The 20,928-nt window shown below is 70.9% G+C and carries 19 protein-coding genes; 14 read left to right on the top strand and 5 right to left on the bottom strand.

What is annotated here, in order from left to right; translation table 11 throughout:
- The first annotated feature begins 52 nt into the window (after positions 1 to 52).
- The 4 genes from ABT137_RS12590 to ABT137_RS12575 are packed head-to-tail and all read left to right on the top strand — an operon-like array spanning position 53 to position 5,203.
- On the top strand, positions 53 to 247 hold the full coding sequence (locus tag ABT137_RS12590) for a hypothetical protein (RefSeq protein WP_351706726.1): 195 nt from the start codon (positions 53 to 55) through the stop codon (positions 245 to 247).
- Complete coding sequence (locus ABT137_RS12585) at positions 244 to 2,229, top strand: beta-galactosidase (RefSeq protein WP_351706723.1); 1,986 nt, start codon at positions 244 to 246, stop codon at positions 2,227 to 2,229. The genes ABT137_RS12590 and ABT137_RS12585 overlap by 4 nt, the downstream gene beginning before the upstream one ends.
- On the top strand, positions 2,226 to 4,454 hold the full coding sequence (locus tag ABT137_RS12580) for a glycosyl hydrolase family 95 catalytic domain-containing protein (protein WP_351706720.1): 2,229 nt from the start codon (positions 2,226 to 2,228) through the stop codon (positions 4,452 to 4,454). The genes ABT137_RS12585 and ABT137_RS12580 overlap by 4 nt, the downstream gene beginning before the upstream one ends.
- A gap of 35 nt (positions 4,455 to 4,489) precedes the next feature.
- Positions 4,490 to 5,203, top strand: a complete 714-nt coding sequence (locus ABT137_RS12575; protein ID WP_351706717.1) for a glycoside hydrolase family 12 protein — start codon at positions 4,490 to 4,492, stop codon at positions 5,201 to 5,203.
- A 46-nt stretch (positions 5,204 to 5,249) separates the two neighbouring features.
- Here the strand turns inward: ABT137_RS12575 and ABT137_RS12570 are convergent, their stop codons facing one another.
- The 3 genes from ABT137_RS12570 to ABT137_RS12560 all read right to left on the bottom strand — a co-directional run bounded on the left by ABT137_RS12570 (position 5,250) and on the right by ABT137_RS12560 (position 9,704).
- Positions 5,250 to 6,437, bottom strand: a complete 1,188-nt coding sequence (locus tag ABT137_RS12570) for a sulfotransferase family protein (RefSeq protein WP_351706714.1) — start codon at positions 6,435 to 6,437, stop codon at positions 5,250 to 5,252.
- A gap of 125 nt (positions 6,438 to 6,562) precedes the next feature.
- Complete coding sequence (locus ABT137_RS12565) at positions 6,563 to 8,617, bottom strand: glycoside hydrolase family 31 protein (protein WP_351706711.1); 2,055 nt, start codon at positions 8,615 to 8,617, stop codon at positions 6,563 to 6,565.
- Positions 8,618 to 8,690: 73 nt separating this feature from the next.
- Positions 8,691 to 9,704 carry a LacI family DNA-binding transcriptional regulator gene (locus tag ABT137_RS12560; protein WP_351706708.1) on the bottom strand — a complete coding sequence of 338 codons (1,014 nt, stop codon included), beginning with the start codon at positions 9,702 to 9,704 and terminating at the stop codon, positions 8,691 to 8,693.
- A gap of 233 nt (positions 9,705 to 9,937) precedes the next feature.
- Between ABT137_RS12560 and ABT137_RS12555 the strand changes: the two genes are divergently transcribed.
- From ABT137_RS12555 to ABT137_RS12545, 3 genes are all read left to right on the top strand, one after another.
- Positions 9,938 to 10,105: a hypothetical protein gene (locus ABT137_RS12555; RefSeq protein ID WP_351706705.1), complete on the top strand. Its 168-nt coding sequence runs from the start codon at positions 9,938 to 9,940 to the stop codon at positions 10,103 to 10,105.
- A gap of 135 nt (positions 10,106 to 10,240) precedes the next feature.
- Positions 10,241 to 10,414 carry a hypothetical protein gene (locus ABT137_RS12550; protein WP_351706702.1) on the top strand — a complete coding sequence of 58 codons (174 nt, stop codon included), beginning with the start codon at positions 10,241 to 10,243 and terminating at the stop codon, positions 10,412 to 10,414.
- A 144-nt stretch (positions 10,415 to 10,558) separates the two neighbouring features.
- Positions 10,559 to 12,493 (top strand): acyl-CoA dehydrogenase family protein, encoded by a 1,935-nt coding sequence (locus tag ABT137_RS12545; RefSeq protein ID WP_351706699.1) that lies wholly within the window; start codon positions 10,559 to 10,561, stop codon positions 12,491 to 12,493.
- Positions 12,494 to 12,505: 12 nt separating this feature from the next.
- Here ABT137_RS12545 and ABT137_RS12540 read toward each other — a convergent pair whose 3' ends face one another.
- Positions 12,506 to 12,925: a PIN domain nuclease gene (locus ABT137_RS12540; protein WP_351706696.1), complete on the bottom strand. Its 420-nt coding sequence runs from the start codon at positions 12,923 to 12,925 to the stop codon at positions 12,506 to 12,508.
- Positions 12,922 to 13,131 carry a type II toxin-antitoxin system VapB family antitoxin gene (locus ABT137_RS12535; RefSeq protein WP_133027381.1) on the bottom strand — a complete coding sequence of 70 codons (210 nt, stop codon included), beginning with the start codon at positions 13,129 to 13,131 and terminating at the stop codon, positions 12,922 to 12,924. Before ABT137_RS12535 ends, ABT137_RS12540 begins: the two co-directional genes overlap by 4 nt.
- A 108-nt stretch (positions 13,132 to 13,239) precedes the next feature.
- Here ABT137_RS12535 and dxr point away from each other — a divergent pair, with 108 nt between their 5' ends.
- The 7 genes from dxr to ABT137_RS12500 all read left to right on the top strand — a co-directional run.
- Entirely contained in the window at positions 13,240 to 14,511 is a 1,272-nt protein-coding gene (dxr, locus tag ABT137_RS12530) for a 1-deoxy-D-xylulose-5-phosphate reductoisomerase (protein ID WP_351706693.1), read from the top strand.
- On the top strand, positions 14,508 to 15,812 hold the full coding sequence (locus ABT137_RS12525) for a M50 family metallopeptidase (protein ID WP_502984506.1): 1,305 nt from the start codon (positions 14,508 to 14,510) through the stop codon (positions 15,810 to 15,812). The genes dxr and ABT137_RS12525 overlap by 4 nt, the downstream gene beginning before the upstream one ends.
- A gap of 170 nt (positions 15,813 to 15,982) precedes the next feature.
- Complete coding sequence (ispG, locus tag ABT137_RS12520; RefSeq protein WP_351706690.1) at positions 15,983 to 17,140, top strand: flavodoxin-dependent (E)-4-hydroxy-3-methylbut-2-enyl-diphosphate synthase; 1,158 nt, start codon at positions 15,983 to 15,985, stop codon at positions 17,138 to 17,140.
- A gap of 373 nt (positions 17,141 to 17,513) precedes the next feature.
- Entirely contained in the window at positions 17,514 to 18,362 is an 849-nt protein-coding gene (locus tag ABT137_RS12515) for a GNAT family N-acetyltransferase (RefSeq protein ID WP_351706687.1), read from the top strand.
- 146 nt (positions 18,363 to 18,508) lie between these two features.
- Positions 18,509 to 19,039 carry a GNAT family N-acetyltransferase gene (locus ABT137_RS12510; protein ID WP_351706684.1) on the top strand — a complete coding sequence of 177 codons (531 nt, stop codon included), beginning with the start codon at positions 18,509 to 18,511 and terminating at the stop codon, positions 19,037 to 19,039.
- Positions 19,040 to 19,126: 87 nt separating this feature from the next.
- Positions 19,127 to 20,833 carry a proline--tRNA ligase gene (locus ABT137_RS12505; protein ID WP_351706681.1) on the top strand — a complete coding sequence of 569 codons (1,707 nt, stop codon included), beginning with the start codon at positions 19,127 to 19,129 and terminating at the stop codon, positions 20,831 to 20,833.
- Positions 20,830 to 20,928 (top strand): mycothiol transferase (locus tag ABT137_RS12500; protein WP_351707483.1); only part of this gene is annotated, 99 nt, incomplete at its 3' end. The genes ABT137_RS12505 and ABT137_RS12500, both read left to right, overlap by 4 nt.

Here is a 20,928-nt window from a genome sequence, read left to right as displayed (position 1 = left end):
GCTCGTGTGCAGTCGATCGACAGCAGTTCACCCCCCAGTGTTCGGAGCCACGATGGGACTCGCTCAGACCCCGGCCCAGCCGACCAGTGTCGTGCGCACCGGCTGGGGCGATCACGGCAACGGCGCGAATTCCGACGACGGGCAGGTCTGGGCACCCTTCGCGGCGCACTCGGTCATCGCCAAGGACGCGGCTGGGGCGACCGCCGCCGACACACGCGGCATCCAGTACCGGGCCTCCGTCCGATGACCGCCGGACGGAAGCCGCCGGGCCTCTCCGACGCCACCCGCGGCCGCATCCTCTTCGGCGGCGACTACAACCCCGAACAGTGGCCCGAGGAGACCTGGCACGAGGACGTCCGGCTGATGACGGCCGCCGGCGTCAACTCCGTGACCATGGGCGTCTTCTCCTGGGCGCGGCTCGAACCGCAGCCGGGGGAGCGGGACTTCGGCTGGCTGGACCGGCTCATGGACCTGATGCACGACCACGGCATCGGCGTCGTCCTCGCCACCCCCACCGCGGCACCGCCGCCGTGGCTGGGGCGGCTGCACCCGGACACCCTGCCCCGGGACGCCGACGGGCGCACCGAGTGGTGGGGCGGCCGCCAGCACTTCTCGCACTCCAGCGCCACCTACCGCCGGTACGCCGCCGCCATCACCGAGGACCTCGCCGCCCGCTACGCCGGCCACCCCGCCCTCACGATGTGGCACATCAACAACGAGTACTGCACCTTCGACCACGGCGACGAGGCCGCCGCCGCCTTCCGCCGCTGGCTGCGCGGGCGCTACGGCACCCTCGACGCCCTCAACACCGCATGGGGCACGGCGTTCTGGAGCCAGGGCTACGACACCTGGGACGGCATCCTGCCGGCGCGCCACGCCCACTACCTGAAGAACCCCACCCAGGTGCTGGACTTCCGCCGCTTCACCTCCGACATGCTCCTGGAGTGCTTTCAGGCCGAACGGGACATCGTCGCCCGGCACACCCCGCACATCCCGGTGACCACCAACTTCATGCCGCTCTGGATCGGCCAGGACGCCTGGCGCTGGGCCGCCGAGGAGGACGTCGTCTCCGTCGACCTCTACGCCGACCCGCGGGACCCCCTGGGCGCGCAGCACGGCGCGCTCGTGCACGACCTCACCCGCTCCCAGGCGCGCGGCCCCTGGATGCTCATGGAGCAGGCCGCCGGGCCGGTCAACTGGCGCGGGGTCAACCACCCCAAGCCCCGCGGCCTCAACCGCCAGTGGTCCCTCCAGGCCGTGGCCCGCGGCGCGGACGCCGTCTGCTACTTCCAGTGGCGGCAGTCGAGGCAGGGCGCGGAGAAGTTCCACTCCGGGATGGTCAGCCACGCGGGGGAGGAGGGCCGTACGTACCAGGAGGTCAAGCAGCTCGGCTCCGAACTGGCGGCGGTCGGGGCCGAGGTGACCGATCGTCCTATCGAGGCGGACATCGCGATCCTCCACGACTGGCACTCCTGGTGGGCCGGCGCCCACGAAGGCCGGCTCTCCACCGAGGTGGACCTCCCCGACGTCCTGCACGCCTGGCACCGGGCCCTGTGGGAGTCGAACCTCACCACCGACTTCGCCCACCCCGAACACGACCTGGCCTCCTACAAACTGGTCGTCGTCCCGCAGCTCTACCTCCTCACCGACGCCGCGATCGGCAACCTCCTCGGCTACGTCCGCGGCGGCGGCACCCTGGTCAGCGGCTTCCTGACCGGCATCGCCGACGAGGACGACCGGATCCGCCCCGGCGGCATGGACGCACGGCTGCGCGAGCTGTTCGGCATCCGCACCCTGCACGAGTGGTGGCCGCTGGACGCGGGCGAGACCGTCGCGTGCGAGGGCTTCCGGGGAACCCTGTGGTCGGAGGAGATCGAGGCCGCGCCCGGCGTCACGCAGACGGTGCCGTACCAGGGCGGTGAACTCGACGGGCTGCCCGCCGTGCTGCGCACCGGACGGGCCTGGTACCTCTCCACGCTCCCGGAGCCGGAGGCGCTGCGGAAGCTGCTCGGCCGGATCGCGGCGGACGCGGGGGTGCGCCCGGTGCTCGACGGGCTGCCCGCGGGCGTCGAGGCGGTCCGCCGGGGCGCGCTGCTGTTCCTGTTCAACCACGGGCGTGACGAGGTGAAGATCTCCCTCATGGGAACACATCGAGACCTGCTGACCGGTATGACCGTCACCGACGAGACCGTCCTCGGCCGCTACGGCGTGGCGGTGCTCAAGCCATGACCGCCACCGGCACGGACACCCGCGTCAACACCGCCACCGGCCCCGTCCACGGCACCTGGGAGCCGGCCCCCGCCGCCCGCTGGGAGGACGCCTTCCTGAGCGGGAACGGCCACCACGGGACCCTCGTGTTCGGCGATCCGGACGACGACCGTGTCATCGTCACCCATCACACCCTCGTCCGCCCGAACGGCGGCGAACACGCCCGCCCGCCCCGCCTGGCGGCCGAACTCGCCGAGCTACAGGACAGGTTGCTCGCCGGGGAGCCGGCCGCCGCCGAGAGTTTCACCGACGGCCGTCCGCTCCAGTGGGTGCAGCCCTTCCACCCCGCCTTCCAGATCCGGCTGCGCAGGCCGCACGGCCGGTCCGACGGCTACCGCCGCTCCGTCGACTTCACCACCGGCGAGGCCACCGCCACCGCCGCCGACTGGACCAGCCGGGTCTTCGTCTCCCGCGCGGACGACGTGATCGTGCAGCAGGTCGTCGGCGCCGCCGACCTCGACATCGCCCTCGACCACCGGCTCCCCGGCGCCCCGCCCGGCCTGGGCGTCGGCCACGGCGCGCTGCGCACCCCCGAGGGCGCCCTGCTCAGCCTCCGCGCCCGCTACCCCGACAGCGACCGCGCCTACACCGGCGTCACCCTGGTCGCCGTCACCGGCGGCAGCACCGGACTCGTCCCGCCGGGCGTCCGCGTCACCGGCGCCGAGTCCGTCCTCCTCCTCACCCGGGTCCGCCGCCACACCGGCGAACTCGACGTGACCGCCGAGGCACGTGCACTGAGCGACCTGCTCGCCGACCAGGAGTCGTACGACGCGCTGCTCGCCCGCCACCTCGGCCCGCACCGCACCGCCTACACCCGCGTCACCCTCGACCTGGGCGCCGACCCGGCGGAACGCGCGCTGTCAGGATCCGAGTTGCTCAGGAAGCCGGCCGAAGCGGCTCTCCTGGAACGGCTCTTCGCCGCCGGCCGCTACCACCTGCTCTCCGCCTCCGGCATCAACCCGCCCCGCCTGACCGGCCTGTGGACCGGCGACTGGGACACCGCCTGGTCGGGCGCCTTCACCAATGACGCCAACGTCAACCTCCAGACGGCCTCGGCCGCGGCCGCCGCCCTTCCCGAAGTCACACAGGCCTGCGCCGCACTGATCCAGCGCCAGCTCGGCGACTGGCGGGAGAACGCCCGCGCGGTGTTCGGCGCCCGGGGTGCGGTCGCGCCCGCGCACAGCGACGGCGAGTCCGGGCTGGCCTACCACTTCAGCCGGGAATACCCCCTGCACCTGTGGACGGCCGGCGCCGACTGGCTTCTCAAACCGCTCGTCGACCACGACGAGATCCGCGGCGAGCACGATCCCCGTACGGCGGCGGCGCTGGCCGAAGTCGCCCGGTTCTACGAGGACTTCCTCACCCGGACCGACGCCCACGGCCACCTCGTGATCGTGCCCTCCTACTCGCCCGAGAACCGCCCCGCGAACGCGAGCTGGGGCGCGATCAACGCGGCGATGGACCTGTCCGCCGCCCGGCACGCCCTGCGCACCGCGGCCGACTACCACCCGGGCCCGGACGCCGACCGCTGGCGCGCCCTCGCCGACCGGCTGCCCCCGCACCGGACCAACGCCGACGGCGCACTCGCCGAATGGGCCTGGCCCGGCCTCGACGACACCTACGACCACCGCCACCTCAGCCACCTCTACGGCGTCTGGCCGCTCGACGAGATCACCCCCTACGACACCCCGGAGCTCGCGGCCGCCGCCCACCGCGCGCTCGAACTGCGCGGCGCCGAGAACGACTCGGCCCACGGCCACCTCCACCACGCGCTCGTCGCGGCCCGCCTGCGCGACGGCGAGCGGGTCGGGGCCGCCCTCGACCGGGTCCTGGCCGGCGACTTCTTCCACGCGTCCCTGATGAGCGCCCACTACCCGCACCGCGACGTCTACAACGCCGACGCCGCACACACCTTGCCCGCCGTGCTCGTCGAGGCCCTCGTCCAGTCGACCCCGGACCGCCTGGTCCTGCTCCCGGCGCCGCCGACCACCCTGAGCACGGGCCGGCTGCACGGCATCCGCACCCGCTTCGGAGCCGACCTCGACCTCGACTGGACCCCCGACGGCGCGCGGGCCGTCCTGAAGCCGCACCGGACCCTCCGCGTCGGCCTGTGGACTTCCTCCGGCAGTCGGCCGCTCGACCTCGTCGCCGGAGAAGACCACGTCCTCACCCTGGGGACGTGGTAGCCACCGCACCTCCCCCCACCCATGGAAGGGACACCATGGCAACACGCACGCTGAGCAGAGTCGCCACCGCCCTGATCGCCCCCGCGCTCGCCCTCGGCGCCACCGTCGGCCTCGCCGCGGCCCCCGCCTCGGCCGCCGTCTGGAGCTCCTGCGACCAGTGGGGCAACACCACCCTGAACGGCTACACCCTCTACAACAACATCTGGGGATCCGGCGCCGGCACCCAGTGCATCTGGGCCAACTCCGGCACCAACTGGGGCGTCAACGCCAACCACCCCAACACCGGCGGCATCAAGTCCTACCCCAACTCCAAGAAGGTGATCAACAAGACGATCACCTCTCTCGGGTCGCTCACCAGCAGTTACAACGTGACCGTCCCGTCGTCCGGCGCGTACAACACGTCGTACGACATCTGGGACACCGGCTACGCCAACGAGATCATGCTCTGGGTCAACAAGACCGGCGCCGTCGGCCCGCTCGGCACCTCGCAGGGCACCCTCACGCTGGGCAGCAACACCTGGACCGTCTACAAGGGCAACAACGGCTCGAACAACGTGTATTCGTTCGTCCGCAGTTCCAACTCCACCTCCGGCACGATCGACATCCTGCCGATCCTGAAGTGGATCAAGGACACCAAGGGCTGGTTCGGCAACGTCACCATCGGTGACGTGCAGTTCGGCTTCGAGATCACCTCCTCGTCCGGCGGGCTGGACTTCACCGTCAACAGCGAGAGCGTCAGCAGCAGCTGAGCCACCGGGGGCGGCCCCGCCACCAGCGGGGCCGCCCCTTGTTCTGTCACGCCCGGTCGACCTCGGCGCGCAGCGCGTTGTAGTCCGCGAAGGCGGTGTCGACGTCCGCGCGGGTCAGGCCGTAGCGGGCCAGGTCGTAGCTGTGCACGCGGGTCCCTCTGGGGCGGGTGGCGACGGCCGGGAGGCGGGCCGCGTCGGCCTCGGTCCAGCGGGCGCCGACGGCCGCGTAGAGCTTCGGGGCGCCCGCGGCCGGGTCGGCGCCCAGCCAGGAGTACGGCACGTCGACGAGGGACTCGCGGGGGATGCGAGCGCGGGACGCAAGGCCGCGGGCCGCCGAGCGGGCCAGCAGCTGCAGCCAGGTGGCGCCGATCCGGTCCAGGTCGAGGGGGCGGGTGTTCACCGCCATGCCGTGCTCGACCAGGCTGCAGAACGAGGCCACGGCGGTGGCCGGATCGCGGTGCGTCCAGACGATCGTGGCGTCCGGGAAGACCGCGCGCAGCGCGTCCAGGTTCTCCAGGTGCAGCGGCGACTTCAGCACCCAGCGGCGGCGCGGGCGGCCGTACTGGAGCACCTGGTAGATCTGCTTGAGGTAGCGGTAGTCGGCGCCGAAGTCATGGCTCTCGTGCCAGGGCAGGTACTCCGGGATCACCGCCTGGGACAGCGGCATCACCGTGTGCGGCAGCGCGAACGTGCACTCCTCCGGGCCCTCGGGGCGCAGGTTGTGGATGTGCCGGAACCGCGGGGAGAAGAGGTTGATGCCGCCGACCAGGCGGCGGGCGGTCGTGATCGCCTTCTCCCGTTCCTCCGGCGGGAGTTCCAGGTCGGGGGTGAGCAGCTCCCAGAGCAGTGGGCAGCGGTGGTCCGCGGAGAGGGACAGGATGCCGTGGGTGAGCGTGGTGGCGGTGCGCGGCAGGCCCACCACGAACACCGGTCGCTCGACGGGCTCCCGCTCGATCTCGGGATGCTCGGCGAGCAGCCGGCGGATCCGGGCCCGGTTGGCGAGATGCCGGCCGACGTGGCCGCGTGCGGACAGCCAGCCGACCGGGGTGAGATGTTCGGCTCCCGCCCAACATCGGAGCAGGTGACGGAAGCCGTCGGTGAAGCGCTCGTCGTCCTCCGTCGGCCCGGCCGCGTCGAGCAGCCGGTCGAAGGCCCGGTCCGGCGTGCGGCGGGCGCGGAAGCCGGGTCTGAGGAGCAGGTTGGCGAGCGCGAGGGGGAACGGACCTGAGGGCACGGCAGCGGGACCCTTCGTGGGGGGACAGGGAAGGGGATACTGACTACCCCCTCCAACTGCCTGACCACACTGCCGAGTTGAGACATTTACCGGCCGGTAACGGGAGGCGTCGCAATCCGGCCGGACTATTCCGCGACCGGTAGTTCCGCCCCGTCCCGCAGGAACAGCGGGATGCGGTCCAGCGGCGCGTCCACCGTCACCGCCGCGCCGCCCTCGTACGACTCACCCGTCCACGCGTCCGTCCACCGGGCTCCCGCCGGCAGATACGTCGTCCGGACCGTGGCGCCCGCCGTCAGCACCGGCGCCACCAGGAGGTCACGGCCGAAGAGGTACGCGTCGTCGACCGTCCAGGCCGCCTGGTCCTCGGGGAACTCCAGGAACAGCGGCCGCAGCACCGGCAGGCCCTCCTCGTGGGCCTCCCGCATGACCCGGAGGACATACGGCTTCAGGCGCTCGCGCAGCCGCAGGTACTTCTCCAGGATCGCGCCGGCCTCCGCGCCGTACGACCACACCTCGTTCGGGCCGCCGGTCATGTCGGGGCCCAGCGGCATGCCCGGGTCGCGGAAGCCGTGCAGGCGCATCAGCGGGGAGAGCGCGCCGAACTGGAACCAGCGGACCATCACCTCGCGGTAGGCCGGGTCGTCCGGGTCGCCGCCGTGGAAGCCGCCGATGTCGGTGTTCCACCAGGGGATGCCGGAGAGGGCCGTGTTGAGGCCGGCCGCGATCTGGTGGCGCAGGGTCGCGAAGTCGGTGCCGATGTCGCCGGACCACAGCGCCGCCCCGTACCGCTGACTGCCCGCCCACGCCGAGCGGTTGAGGGTGACGACCTCCTCGCCCTCGGCCCGCAGGCCCTCGTAGAACGTCCGGGAGTTCTCGGCCGGATAGCTGTTGCCGACCTCCAGTCCTGGGCCCGTCCAGTAGCGCAGGTTCTCCTGGAAGCCCGGCTTCAGCTCGGGCTCGCAGGCGTCCAGCCAGAACGCCGTGATGCCGTACGGGTCCAGGTAGTTCTCCTTGACCCTCGACCACACGAAGTCCCGGGCGTCCGGGTTGGTGGCGTCGTAGAAGGCGACCTGGACGGTCGACGCCACCTCCTTGTCCGGCCAGTCGGCGTGGGCCGTCGGGCCGTACTGGGTGCCGATGAAGTAGCCGCGCTGCTCCATCACCGGGTGGTTCTCGCTCAGCGGGGACACCGACGGCCAGACGCTCACCACCAGCCTGATGCCGAGCTCGTCGAGTTCGCGGACCATCCCGGCCGGGTCCGGCCACTCCTTGAGGTCGAACTTCCAGTCGCCGAGGTGGGTCCAGTGGAAGAAGTCGCAGACGATCGCCGAGACGGGCAGGCCGCGGCGCTTGTACTCCCGGGCCACGGCGAGGAGTTCGTCCTGGGTGCGGTAGCGCAGCTTGCACTGCCAGAAGCCCGCCGCCCACTCCGGCAGCATCGGTGAACGGCCGCTCACCGCACTGTAGTTGCGCTGCCCGTCGGCCGGGGTGCCGACGGTGATCCAGTAGTCGAGCTGGCGGGCGGAGTCGGCCACCCAGCGGGTGCCGTTGCCGGCCAGCTCGACGCGGCCGATCGCCGGGTTGTTCCAGAGCAGGGTGTAGCCGCGGCTGGAGACCAGGACCGGGATCGAGACCTCCGCGTTGCGCTGGACCAGGTCCACAACCAGGCCCTTCTGGTCCAGGCGCCCGTGCTGGTGCTGGCCCAGGCCGAACAGCTTCTCGCCCTCGTAGGCGGCGAACCGCTGCTCCAGACGGTGGTGGCCGTTGCCGACCGCGGTGTAGAGGCGGGAGCCGGGCCACCAGAAGTGGGCGCGCTCCTCGGCCAGCACCTCCGAGCCGTCGTCGGTGCGCAGGAAGCGGACCAGGCCCTCTGCGGACACCTCGACGGTGAGCTGACCAACCGTCAACTGTCCTTCTTCGTCAGCGATCTTGACGGTCGATCCGGTGGCCGGGGGCTCGTCGAGCAGGGCGCCCGGCAGCCCTTCGAGGATCGGCCCGCCGAGCCGGGCCCGTACCCGGACCGCGTCCGGCCCCCAGGGCTCGATCCGCAGTGTCTCCTGACGGCCGCTCCACTCCAGGGCGCCGTCCCGCTCCCGGAACGTGCCGACGGTGGGGGAGGACTGCGCGAGGCTGACCTTGGGCTGCACTGTGGCAGACGGGTTTTCGGCAGGCTGATTCACGTGCGCGCTCCTGAATGAGTGCAGACATGGGGGTGCCCCGGCTCGGCAGGACACGGTGAGCAGGGAGAGCGGTTCAGGACCCGGCCGGCGCCGGTCCTGTGCTCGCCCGTACCGTCAACTCGGGTGCGATCAGCACGACTTCGTCACTGCCCCGGCCGTCCAGCTTGGCGACCAGGTGCTCCACGGCGTACCGGCCCATCTCCTGCGCGGGGATGGCGACCGAGGTCAGCCGCACCGAGGCCTGGACGGCGACCTGGTCCGGGCAGACCGCGACCACGGACACGTCCTCCGGCACGGCCCGGCCCTGCTGGCGCAGCAGCGCGAGCAGCGGCTCCACCGCGGACTCGTTCTGGACGACGAAGCCCGTGGTGCCCGGGCGTTCGTCGAAGATCCGGGCCAGTGTGGCGGCCATCGCGTCGTACCCGCCCTCGCACGGCCGGTGCAGCACCCTCAGGCCCAACTCCCGGGCCCGGGACCGGAGTCCGTCCAGGGTGCGCTCGGCGAAGCCGGTGTGCCGCTCGTAGACGGCCGGGGCCTCGCCGATGACAGCGATGTCACGGTGACCAAGCTTCGCGAGGTGCTCCACACACAGTGCGCCGGTCGCCCCGAAGTCGAGATCGACGCAGGTCAGCCCGGAGGTGGAGGCCGGCAGACCGATGAGCACGGAGGGCTGGTCGGTCTGCCGCAGCAGCGGCAGCCGCTCGTCCTCCAGCTCCACGTCCATCAGGATCATGGCGTCGGCCAGCCCGCTGCCGGTGACCCGGCGCACCGCGTCCGGACCCTCCTCGCCGGTGAGCAGCAGGACGTCGTAGCCGTGCGCGCGGGCCGTGGTGGCCACCGCGATCGCGATCTCCATCATCACCGGCACGTACATGTCGGTACGGAGCGGGATCATCAGCGCGATGATGTTCGACCGGCTGCTGGCCAGGGCGCGGGCGCCCGCGTTCGGGTGGTAGCCCAGCTCCCGGATGCTCTGCTCGACCCGCTGCCGGGTGATGGCGGAGATGGACCGCTTGCCGCTGAGGACATAGCTCACCGTGCTCGCCGAGACTCCGGCGTGCTGGGCGACCTCGGCGAGGGTGACCATCCAGCTCTCCAAGCTTTGTGAAGCGCTTCGACAGTGCGCATTGCTGACAGGTGGCGAGTGAGGGTGGTTCGACAGTAGCCTCAGTGCGGGTGGGTGTCCATAGGTTGTCGAAGCGCTTCGACAACGAATTGCCGAGGCGATATCGGCAACCTTTCCAGGGGGCGGCGGCCACAGAGAGGTCGTACGGCCGTCCGACGGGTCGTACCCGAACCGTCCCCCGGAAGGACCCCTCGATGCAACACCGCAGACCGCGCCTGTCCAAGACGCTGCTCGCCGCCTCGGTCGCGCTCACCGCCGCCGCGGGCGTCACCGTGGCGCAGGCCGGCGAGTGCGGCAAGCCGAGCGCGGCCAGCGCCGCGCTCGGCAAGTATTACGCCACCTTCTCGGCCGCGCCCGGCTGAACCCGTCGCTCGGCGGCAGCACCCGATGACGCCAATCCGGTCGACGCCACGTACAACTGTGTCCCCGGCGTTCGCCGGTTCGTGCCTTCAAGGGCTGGCGGACTGACAAAGTGACGCTAGCGCGTCGGCCCACTCGTGCGGCGGCTCATCACCGCATCCGGTGACCAAATCGACGACTTCACCCAGGCCCTGGTCCGCCGCAAGCTGCTGAGCAACGACAAGTACCTCTCCGGCATCGAGTCGGGTACCGAGGTCTTCAAGTGCTCGGGTCGGCTGGACACCACGTCGTACTCCGTCGACATCGGCTGAGAAACGCGTCGGGGCGGTCGGCCCGTCAGCCGATCGGACCGCGAGGGCTGGTAGGTACGGCCCGTTTCGGGTACCAACGATCCAGTAGCACTGGTCGGTAACGAACGGTCCTCAACAACCCCTTTCGTGGCGAGGTGAGCCTCAATGTCCGCCCCCACCACCAAGAAACCCACCGTCACTGAGCGGGAGGCCCGCCAGGTGGCGGAGGCCGCCCGGGAACAGGACTGGCGCAAGCCCAGTTTCGCCAAGGAACTGTTCCTCGGGCGCTTCCGGCTCGACCTCATCCACCCGCATCCGCTCCCGGCGGACGACGACGTGCAGCGCGGCGAGGAGTTCCTGGCGCGGCTGCACGAGTTCTGCGAGACGAAGATCGACTCGGCGCTCATCGAGCGCGAGGCGCGCATCCCGGACGAGGTGATCGCCGGCCTCAAGGAGCTCGGCGCCCTCGGCATGAAGATCGACACCAAGTACGGCGGCCTCGGCCTCACCCAGGTCTACTACAACCGGGCCCTCTCCCTGGTCGGCTCCGCGAACCCGGCGGTCGGCGCGCTGCTCTCCGCCCACCAGTCGATCGGCGTGCCGCAGCCGCTGAAGATCTTCGGCACCCAGGAGCAGAAGGACGCCTTCCTGCCGCGCTGCGCCCGCACCGACATCTCGGCGTTCCTGCTCACCGAGCCGGACGTCGGCTCGGACCCGGCGCGCCTCGCCACCACCGCCGTACCGGACGGGGACGACTATGTCCTCGACGGGGTGAAGCTGTGGACCACCAACGGCGTGGTCGCCGACCTCCTGGTCGTCATGGCGCGTGTCCCCAGGACGGAGGACAGCAAGGGCGGCATCACGGCCTTCGTCGTCGAGGCCGACTCACCCGGCATCACCGTCGAGAACCGCAACGCCTTCATGGGTCTGCGCGGCATCGAGAACGGCGTCACCCGCTTCCACCAGGTCCGGGTCCCGGCCGCCAACCGCATCGGCGCCGAGGGCGCGGGCCTCAAGATCGCCCTCACCACGCTCAACACCGGGCGGCTCTCGCTCCCCGCGATGTGCGTGGGCGCCGGCAAGTGGTGCCTGAAGATCGCCCGCGAGTGGTCGGCGGTCCGCGAGCAGTGGGGCAAGCCGGTCGCGCTGCACGAGGCGGTCGGCTCCAAGATCAGCTTCATCGCGGCGACCACCTTCGCCCTGGAGGCGGTCGTCGACCTGTCCTCCCAGATGGCCGACGAGAACCGCAACGACATCCGCATCGAGGCCGCCCTCGCCAAGCTCTACGGCTCCGAGATGGCCTGCCTGATGGCGGACGAGCTGATCCAGATCCGCGGCGGCCGCGGCTTCGAGACGGCGGAGTCGCTGGCGGCCCGCGGCGAACGCGCCGTCCCCGCCGAGCAGCTCCTGCGCGACCTGCGTATCAACCGCATCTTCGAGGGCTCCACGGAGATCATGCACCTGCTGATCGCCCGCGAGGCCGTCGACGCCCACCTCTCGGTCGCCGGCGACCTCATCGACCCCGACAAGTCCCTCCAGGACAAGGCGAAGGCGGGCGCGAACGCGGGCGTCTTCTACGCCAAGTGGCTGCCGAAGCTGGTCGCGGGTCCGGGCCAGCTCCCCACGTCGTACGGCGACTTCAAGCACGGCGTGGACCTCGCCCCGCACCTGCGCTACGTGGAGCGGCACGCCCGCAAGCTGGCCCGCTCCACCTTCTACGCCATGTCCCGCTGGCAGGGCCGGATGGAGACCAAGCAGGGCTTCCTGGGCCGGGTCGTGGACATCGGCGCCGAGCTGTTCGCGATGAGCGCGGCCTGCGTCCGCGCCGAACTGCTGCGCCGCCAGGGCGACCACGGCCGCGAGGCCTACCTGCTCGCCGACGCGTTCTGCAGGCAGTCCCGCATCCGCGTCGACGAGCTGTTCACCCGCCTCTGGTCGAACACCGACGACCTGGACCGCAAGGTCGTCAAGGGCGTGCTCGGCGGCTCCTTCGAATGGCTGGAGCAGGGGATCGTCGACCCGTCGGGCGAGGGCCCGTGGATCGCCGACGCGACCCCCGGGCCGTCCCAGCGGGAGAACGTCCGCCGCCCGTTCGGGTGAGGACGGCCGCTGCTACAGGCTGCCCGGTGGCATGAGCCACTGAGTGGGCTGGCCGGTGACCGACGCGATGGTCTCGAAGTCGTTGTCGTAGTGCAGCACGGTGAGGCCCTGTATCTCGGCGGTGGCGGCGACGAGGAGGTCGACCGTCCCCGCCGAGCGGTGCCGGCCCTTGGCGGTCAGCTCCTCCTGGACGCGCCATGCCCGCGTCAGCGCGCGGTCGTCCAGGGGTGTCCAGCAGAACAGGGCGTCCAAGTCCTCGACCATCTGCACGCGGTTCTCGGCGTTCCTGGCGCTGTAGAGGAACTCGATCTCGGTCACCGGGCATCGGGCGACGAGTCCCTCTGCGAGGGGGCTCTCCCAGTGGGCGAGGGCAGGCTGCCTGAGGACCCGGACGAGGGCGCTTGTGTCGATGAGGTATTTGGCCGTGGTCATCGTCGATAGTTCGCCTTGTCCAGGAGGATGTCGAAGTCACCCGCGTCGGCCTGCGCGGCCAGCCGGGCCAGCGCGAGGGCACGCTTCTTACGTTCGACGCCTTCTTTCAGGGCCGCGGTCACGGTGTCCTTCTTCGTCTTGGTCCCGAACGCTATGGCCGCCTGCGCCAGCAGTTCCTCGTCGATGTCGATCAAAGTCTTGGCCATGGCGACACTCCCCGTATATCAAGCCGAGTCTTGCGTATATAGAGTACCGCGCCGCCCATGAGGGGACGCCCTGTCCTCCCTGTCACCCGTTGCCGCCACAATGGGGGGATGACCGACAGTCCCGCCAGTCCGGCACCCCTCGCCGACCCGCACCTCGTGTACGACCCGCTCGTGGGCGACGGCCCGAAGGACGTGGTGATCCTCGGCTCCACCGGATCGATCGGCACCCAGGCCATCGACCTCGTCCTGCGCAACCCCGACCGCTTCCGGGTCACCGCGCTGTCCGCCCACGGCGGCCGGATCGCCCTCCTCGCCGAGCAGGCGCACCGGCTGCGGGTGCGCACCGTCGCGGTCGCCCGCGAGGACGTCGTACCGGACCTGCGCGAGGCACTCGCCGCGCTCTACGGCCCCGGCGAACCGCTCCCCGAGCTCCTCGCCGGACCCGACGCGGCCACGCACGTCGCCGCCTCCGACTGCCACACCGTGCTCAACGGCATCACCGGCTCCATCGGCCTCGCGCCCACCCTCGCCGCCCTGGAGGCGGGCCGCACCCTCGCGCTCGCCAACAAGGAGTCGCTGATCGTCGGCGGCCCGCTGGTCAAGGCGCTCGCCAAGCCCGGCCAGATCATCCCGGTCGACTCCGAGCACGCGGCGCTCTTCCAGTCGCTGGCGGCGGGGACCCGGGCCGACGTCCGCAAGCTGGTCGTCACGGCGTCCGGCGGGCCCTTCCGCGGCCGTACCAAGGCCGACCTGGCACACGTCACCGTCGAGGACGCGCTCGCCCACCCCACCTGGGCGATGGGACCGGTCATCACGATCAACTCCGCGACCCTGGTCAACAAGGGGCTGGAAGTCATCGAGGCGCACCTCCTCTACGACATTCCCTTCGACCGCATTGAGGTGGTCGTGCATCCGCAGTCGTATGTCCACTCGATGGTCGAGTTCACGGACGGATCCACGATCGCGCAGGCGACGCCCCCCGACATGCGGGGGCCGATCGCCGTCGGTCTCGGCTGGCCCGAACGGGTCCCGGACGCGGCGCCCGCCTTCGACTGGAGCAAGGCCTCCACCTGGGAGTTCTTCCCGCTGGACAATGAGGCCTTCCCGTCCGTGAACCTGGCCCGGCACGTCGGTGAGCTCGCGGGCACCGCGCCGGCGGTGTTCAATGCGGCCAACGAGGAGTGCGTCGAGGCCTTCCGGTCCGGTCTGCTGCCCTTCAACGGCATCATGGAGACCGTGACCCGGGTGGTCGAGGAACACGGCATCCCCCGTACGGGAACTTCGCTCACCGTGCCGGACGTACTCGAAGCGGAGACCTGGGCACGGATCCGGGCCCGGGAACTGACAGCGCAGAAGGCGACCGCGGAGGCGCGTGCATGACAGCCCTGATGATGATCCTCGGCATAGTCGTCTTCGTGATCGGCCTGCTGGTCTCGATCGCCTGGCACGAGCTGGGGCATCTCTCCACCGCCAAGCTCTTCGGCATCCGCGTCCCGCAGTACATGGTCGGCTTCGGCCCGACCATCTGGTCGCGCCGCAAGGGCGACACGGAGTACGGCATCAAGGCCGTCCCGCTGGGCGGCTACATTCGCATGATCGGCATGTTCCCGCCGGGCGCCGACGGCCGGGTCACCGCCCGCTCCACCTCACCCTGGCGCAGCATGATCGAGGACGCCCGCTCGGCAGCCTTCGAGGAACTCCAGCCCGGCGACGAGACCCGCCTCTTCTACACGCGCGCCCCCTGGAAGCGCGTGATCGTGATGTTCGCGGGCCCCTTCATGAACCTCATCCTCGCGGTGGCACTCTTCCTCACCGTCCTGATGGGCTTCGGCATCAGCCAGCAGACCACCACGGTCAGCTCGGTCTCCCAGTGCGTGATCGCGCAGAGCGAGAACCGCGACACCTGCAAGAACACCGACGCCGCCTCCCCGGCCGCCGCCGCGGGCCTGAAGGCCGGCGACAAGATCGTCTCCTTCAACGGCGTCCGGACGGACAGCTGGAACCAGCTCTCCGACCTGATCCGGTCCACCCCCGGCAAGGAGGTCGCGATCGTCGTCGACCGCAAGGGCCAGGACGTCACCCTGCACGCGAAGATCGCCACCAACCAGGTCGCCAAGAAGGACTCCAGCGGCCAGATCGTCCAGGGCCAGTACGTCACCGCCGGCTTCCTCGGCTTCAGCGCCGCCACCGGCATCGTCCGCCAGGACTTCGGCGACTCCCTGACCTGGATGGGCGACCGCGTCGGCGAGGCCGTCGACTCGATCGTGAGCCTGCCCGGCAAGATCCCGGCCCTGTGGGACGCGGCCTTCGACGGCGCCCCGCGCCAGGCGGACTCCCCGATGGGCGTGGTCGGCGCGGCCCGCGTCGGCGGCGAGATCTTCACCCTGGACATCCCGCCGACGGAGCAGCTGGCGATGGCCCTGATGCTCGTGGCCGGCTTCAACCTCTCCCTGTTCCTCTTCAACATGCTCCCGCTGCTGCCGCTGGACGGCGGCCACATCGCGGGCGCCCTGTGGGAGTCGCTGCGCCGCAACCTGGCAAAGGTGCTGCGCCGCCCGGACCCGGGTCCGTTCGACGTGGCGAAGCTGATGCCGGTGGCTTATGTGGTGGCCGGGGTCTTCATCTGCTTCACCGTCCTCGTCCTGATCGCCGACGTGGTTAACCCCGTGAAAATCTCCTAGCCACACGGCGTTCGAAGCGGCCCGGAACACTGAGTTCCGGGCCGCTTCCATTGAGTGGGTTTACAGGTGGGGGATGTGCTCGCTCCTGTGCCGGTGCCGTAATCTCGAAGCCTGGAACCCGCTCACGACGGGACCTGGACCTAGATCCACGACTTGGGGTTGCACAGCAGATGACTGCGATTTCTCTCGGCATGCCGTCCGTTCCGACCAAGCTCGCCGAGCGCCGGAAGAGCCGGCAGATCCAGGTCGGCTCCGTGGCGGTCGGCGGAGACGCCCCGGTCTCGGTCCAGTCGATGACCACGACCCGTACGTCCGACATCGGCGCCACCCTCCAGCAGATCGCCGAGCTGACGGCGTCCGGCTGCCAGATCGTGCGCGTGGCGTGCCCGACGCAGGACGACGCGGACGCCCTGGCGACCATCGCCAAGAAGTCCCAGATCCCGGTCATCGCGGACATCCACTTCCAGCCGAAGTACGTCTTCGCCGCGATCGAGGCCGGCTGCGCCGCCGTCCGCGTCAACCCCGGCAACATCAAGCAGTTCGACGACAAGGTCAAGGAGATCGCGGCGGCCGCCAAGGACCACGGCACCCCGATCCGCATCGGCGTCAACGCCGGTTCCCTGGACCGCCGGCTGCTCCAGAAGTACGGCAAGGCGACCCCCGAGGCCCTGGTCGAGTCGGCGCTGTGGGAGGCGTCCCTCTTCGAGGAGCACGACTTCCGGGACATCAAGATCTCCGTCAAGCACAACGACCCGGTCGTGATGATCGAGGCGTACCGGCAGCTCGCCGCCCAGTGCGACTACCCGCTCCACCTCGGCGTCACCGAGGCCGGCCCGGCGTTCCAGGGCACCATCAAGTCGGCCGTCGCCTTCGGCGCGCTCCTCTCCCAGGGCATCGGCGACACGATCCGCGTCTCCCTCTCCGCGCCTCCCGTCGAGGAGGTCAAGGTCGGCAACCAGATCCTGGAGTCCCTCAACCTCAAGCAGCGCGGCCTGGAGATCGTCTCCTGCCCGTCCTGCGGCCGGGCCCAGGTCGACGTCTACAAGCTCGCCGAAGAGGTCACCGCGGGCCTCACCGGCATGGAGGTCCCGCTCCGCGTCGCCGTCATGGGCTGCGTGGTGAACGGCCCCGGCGAGGCCCGCGAGGCCGACCTCGGCGTCGCCTCCGGCAACGGCAAGGGCCAGATCTTCGTCAAGGGCGAGGTCATCAAGACGGTCCCCGAGTCGAAGATCGTGGAGACCCTCATCGAGGAGGCCATGAAGCTGGCCGAGCAGATGGAGGCGGAGGGCACGGAGTCGGGCGAGCCGTCGGTGTCGGTGGCGGGCTGAGACCGCCTTCGGGCGACGGCGGGATTTCCTCGCCCCCGCCGCCCCTACCCGTCCCGTCCCGAAGGGGCCCCGCCCCTGCGACCCCGTCCAGGGGCTCCGCCCCTGGACCCCGCTCCTCAAACGCCGGCGGGGCTGGACTGCCTTCACGCCGGAAGGGCTGGACTGCCTTCACGCCGGCGGGGGCTGAGGCACCTTCTTCCCGCCCTCGGGCGTTCGAGGACGAGGCCGGAGGCCGACGCGGGGCTCTGGGGCGGCAGCTCCCAGGGACGGGACCCCAGGCGACGGCCACTTCACAGCACACGGGGCGGCACGGCCAAGCTTCCGCAGGTACAGTGCGGAGATCAGCAGAACCCCTCAGCGTGAGGCCCCGCACGTGTTGACGCAGACCACCTCACGGGTGCTCGAACCGAGTGACCTGGACGCCGCGCTCGCCGTACTCGACCGCGAGCCGGTCACGAACGCCTTCGTGACCTCACGTGTCCAGGTGGCCGGCCTCGACCCCTGGCGCCTCGGCGGCGAGATGTGGGGCTGGTACGAGGACGGCATGCTCACGTCCCTCTGCTACGCCGGCGCCAACCTGGTCCCGATCTGCGCCACTCCGCGCGCCGTCCGCGCCTTCGCCGACCGGGCCCGCCGGGCCGGCCGTCGCTGCTCCTCGATCGTCGGCCCCGCCGAGGCCACCGCCCAGCTGTGGCGCCTCCTGGAACCGCACTGGGGCCCGGCCCGCGAGGTCCGCGGCCACCAACCCCTGATGGTCACCGACGGCATGCCCGCAGACATCGCCCCGGATCCGTACGTCCGCCGCATCCGCAAGGACGAGATGGAGGCGATCATGCCTGCGTGCGTGGCGATGTTCACGGAGGAGGTGGGCGTCTCCCCACTGGCCGGCGACGGCGGCCTCCTCTACCAGGCGAGGGTCGCCGAACTCGTCGGCTCCGGACGCTCGTTCGCCCGGCTCGACGACAACGGCAAGGTCGTCTTCAAGGCGGAGATCGGCGCGGCCACGGCCCGGGCCTGCCAGATCCAGGGCGTGTGGGTCGCCCCCGAGTACCGCGGCATGGGCCTGGCGGCCCCCGGCATGGCAGCGGTCCTGCGGTACGCCCTCGCCGACGTCGCTCCCGTGGTGAGCCTCTACGTCAACGACTTCAACACCGCGGCGCGAAGAACCTATCTGAGGGTGGGCTTCCAGGAGGTCGGAGCCTTCATGAGTGTGCTGTTCTGACGGTTCTTCTCCCATGGGCGTGAGGGCAGCGCCCCGATAGGGGCGCTGGGGGTACCCCCGGCCGAAGGCTGGGGGAGGAACTGCGCGAGCAACCACAACCCACCCGCACTCGGACGACAACGCTCCGCCCCCTGTACGCTCCCCACATGGACCTCGTGATCGGCCCCCTGGACCTCCCCGCCCACGTGGACGAGGCCCTCGCAGTCCAGGCCATCGCATTCGGCCTCGGCCCCGACGAGGTTGCGGTCCGCCGCCAGATCGTCCTCCGCCACATGCAGTACGCCGGCGCCAGGGCCCTCGGCGCCACGGCCGACGGCCTGCTCGTCGGGTTCGTCTACGGCATGCCGAACTCCCGCACCCACTGGTGGTCCACCGTCGTGGAGCCCTACCTCCGCGCCCAGGGCAACGCCGACTGGCTCGACGACTCCTTCGTGATCACCGAGCTGCACGTGCACCCCCACCACCAGAACCGCGGCATCGGCCGCCGCCTGATCTCGCTCATCACCGACGGCGCCGCCGAGCCCCGCTCGATCCTCTCCGCGATCGACACCGACAGCCCGGCCCGCGGCCTCTACCACTCCCTCGGCTACGTCGACCTCGCCCGCCAGGTGCATTTCCCCAGCGCCCCGAAGCCGTACGCCGTGATGGGCGCGCCCCTGCCGCTCCGCCGCAAGTAGCCCGTCGTCGCTAACCGATTTCCACCGGCACAGCGTGCCCGGCTAACCTCCTAGCCATCACCCTTTTCCGGCAGGAGTACGAGAACCATGGCGAACGCACCGGTCCAACGCATGTCCCAGTTGATGGCGAAGACGCTGCGTGACGACCCGGCGGACGCCGAGGTCCTCAGCCACAAGCTCCTCGTCCGCGCCGGCTACGTCCGCCGCACCGCTGCCGGAATCTGGTCCTGGCTGCCGCTCGGCCTGAAGGTGCTCTCCAACATCGAGCGGGTCGTCCGCGAGGAGATGGACGCGATCGGCGCCCAGGAGGTGCTGCTCCCGGCCCTCCTGCCCCGGGAGCCGTACGAGGCGACCGGCCGCTGGGAGGAGTACGGCGCCGAGCTGTTCCGCCTCCAGGACCGCAAGGGCGGCGACTACCTCCTCGGCCCGACCCACGAGGAGATCTTCACCCTGCTGGTGAAGGACCAGGCGTCCTCGTACAAGGACCTGCCGGTCATCCTCTACCAGATCCAGAACAAGTACCGGGACGAGGCCCGCCCGCGCGCCGGCATCCTGCGCGGCCGTGAGTTCCTCATGAAGGACTCCTACTCCTTCGACCTGGACGAGGACGGCCTCGCCAAGTCGTACGCCCTGCACCGCGCGGCATACCAGCGGATCTTCGAGCGCCTCGGCCTCGACTACCGCATCGTCGCCGCCACCGCCGGCGCCATGGGCGGCTCGAAGTCGGAGGAGTTCCTGGCCCCGGCCGAGGCCGGCGAGGACACCTTCGCCGACTGCCCGAACTGCGACTTCGCGGCCAACACCGAGGCGATCTCTTACACGCTGAAGCCGGTGGACGCGTCCGGCGTGCCCGCTCTCGAGGAGATCCCGACCCCGGACACCCCGACCATCGAGACCCTCGCCGCCCACCTCGGCGTCCCGGCCTCCGCCACCCTGAAGAACCTGCTGGTGAAGGTCGACGGCGAGATCGTGGCCGTCGGCGTGCCGGGCGACCGCGAGGTCGACATGGGCAAGGTCGAGGAGCACTTCGCCCCGGCCTCCGTCGAGCTGGTCAACGAGTCCGACTTCGCCGGCCGTCCCGACCTGGTCCGCGGCTACGTCGGCCCGCAGGGCCTCGGCGAGAAGGTCAAGTACATCGCCGACCCGCGGGTGGCCCCGGGCACCTCCTGGATCACCGGCGCCAACAAGGCGGGCACGCACGCCAAGAACGTGGTGTCCGGCCGTGACTTCGAGGTCGACGAGTACGTCGATGTCGTCGTCGTGCTGGAGGGCGACCCCTGCCCGAAGTGCGGCACCGGCCTCAAGCTGGACCGCGCCATCGAGATCGGCCACATCTTCCAGCTGGGCCAGAAGTACACCAACGCCCTCAAGCTCGACGTCCTCGGCCAGAACGGCAAGCCGGTCCGCGTGACCATGGGCTCCTACGGCATCGGCGTCTCCCGCGCCGTCGCCGCCCTCGCCGAGCAGACCGCCGACGAGCACGGCCTGGTCTGGTCGCGCGAGGTCGCCCCGGCCGACGTGCACGTCGTCGCGGCCGGCAAGGCCCTGCAGACCGAACTCGCCCTGGACGTCTCGGAGAAGCTTCGGGCGGCCGGGCTGCGCGTCCTGGTCGACGACCGGGCCGGGGTCTCCCCGGGCGTGAAGTTCACGGACGCCGAACTGATCGGTGTGCCGCAGATCCTGGTCGCGGGCCGCCGCTCGGGCGAGGGCGTCCTGGAGCTCAAGGACCGCAAGACGGGCGAGCGCGAGGAGCTCACGGTGGACGAGGCGATCGCCCGCCTGACCGCCAACTGAGCCTCAACTCCGGGGAGGGGCTGTCCGAGTACGACATTCGGCGGCCGCTGACTCCCACGGGTACGAATCTGCTGGGGCTGGTCAAGCATCTCGCC

Origin of the sequence: Streptomyces sp. NPDC001980, from assembly GCF_040296885.1 — a bacterium.
GTDB lineage: Bacteria > Actinomycetota > Actinomycetes > Streptomycetales > Streptomycetaceae > Streptomyces.
Note: the sequence above shows the minus strand (reverse complement) of the source record. Positions and strands in the feature narration are given on the sequence as shown.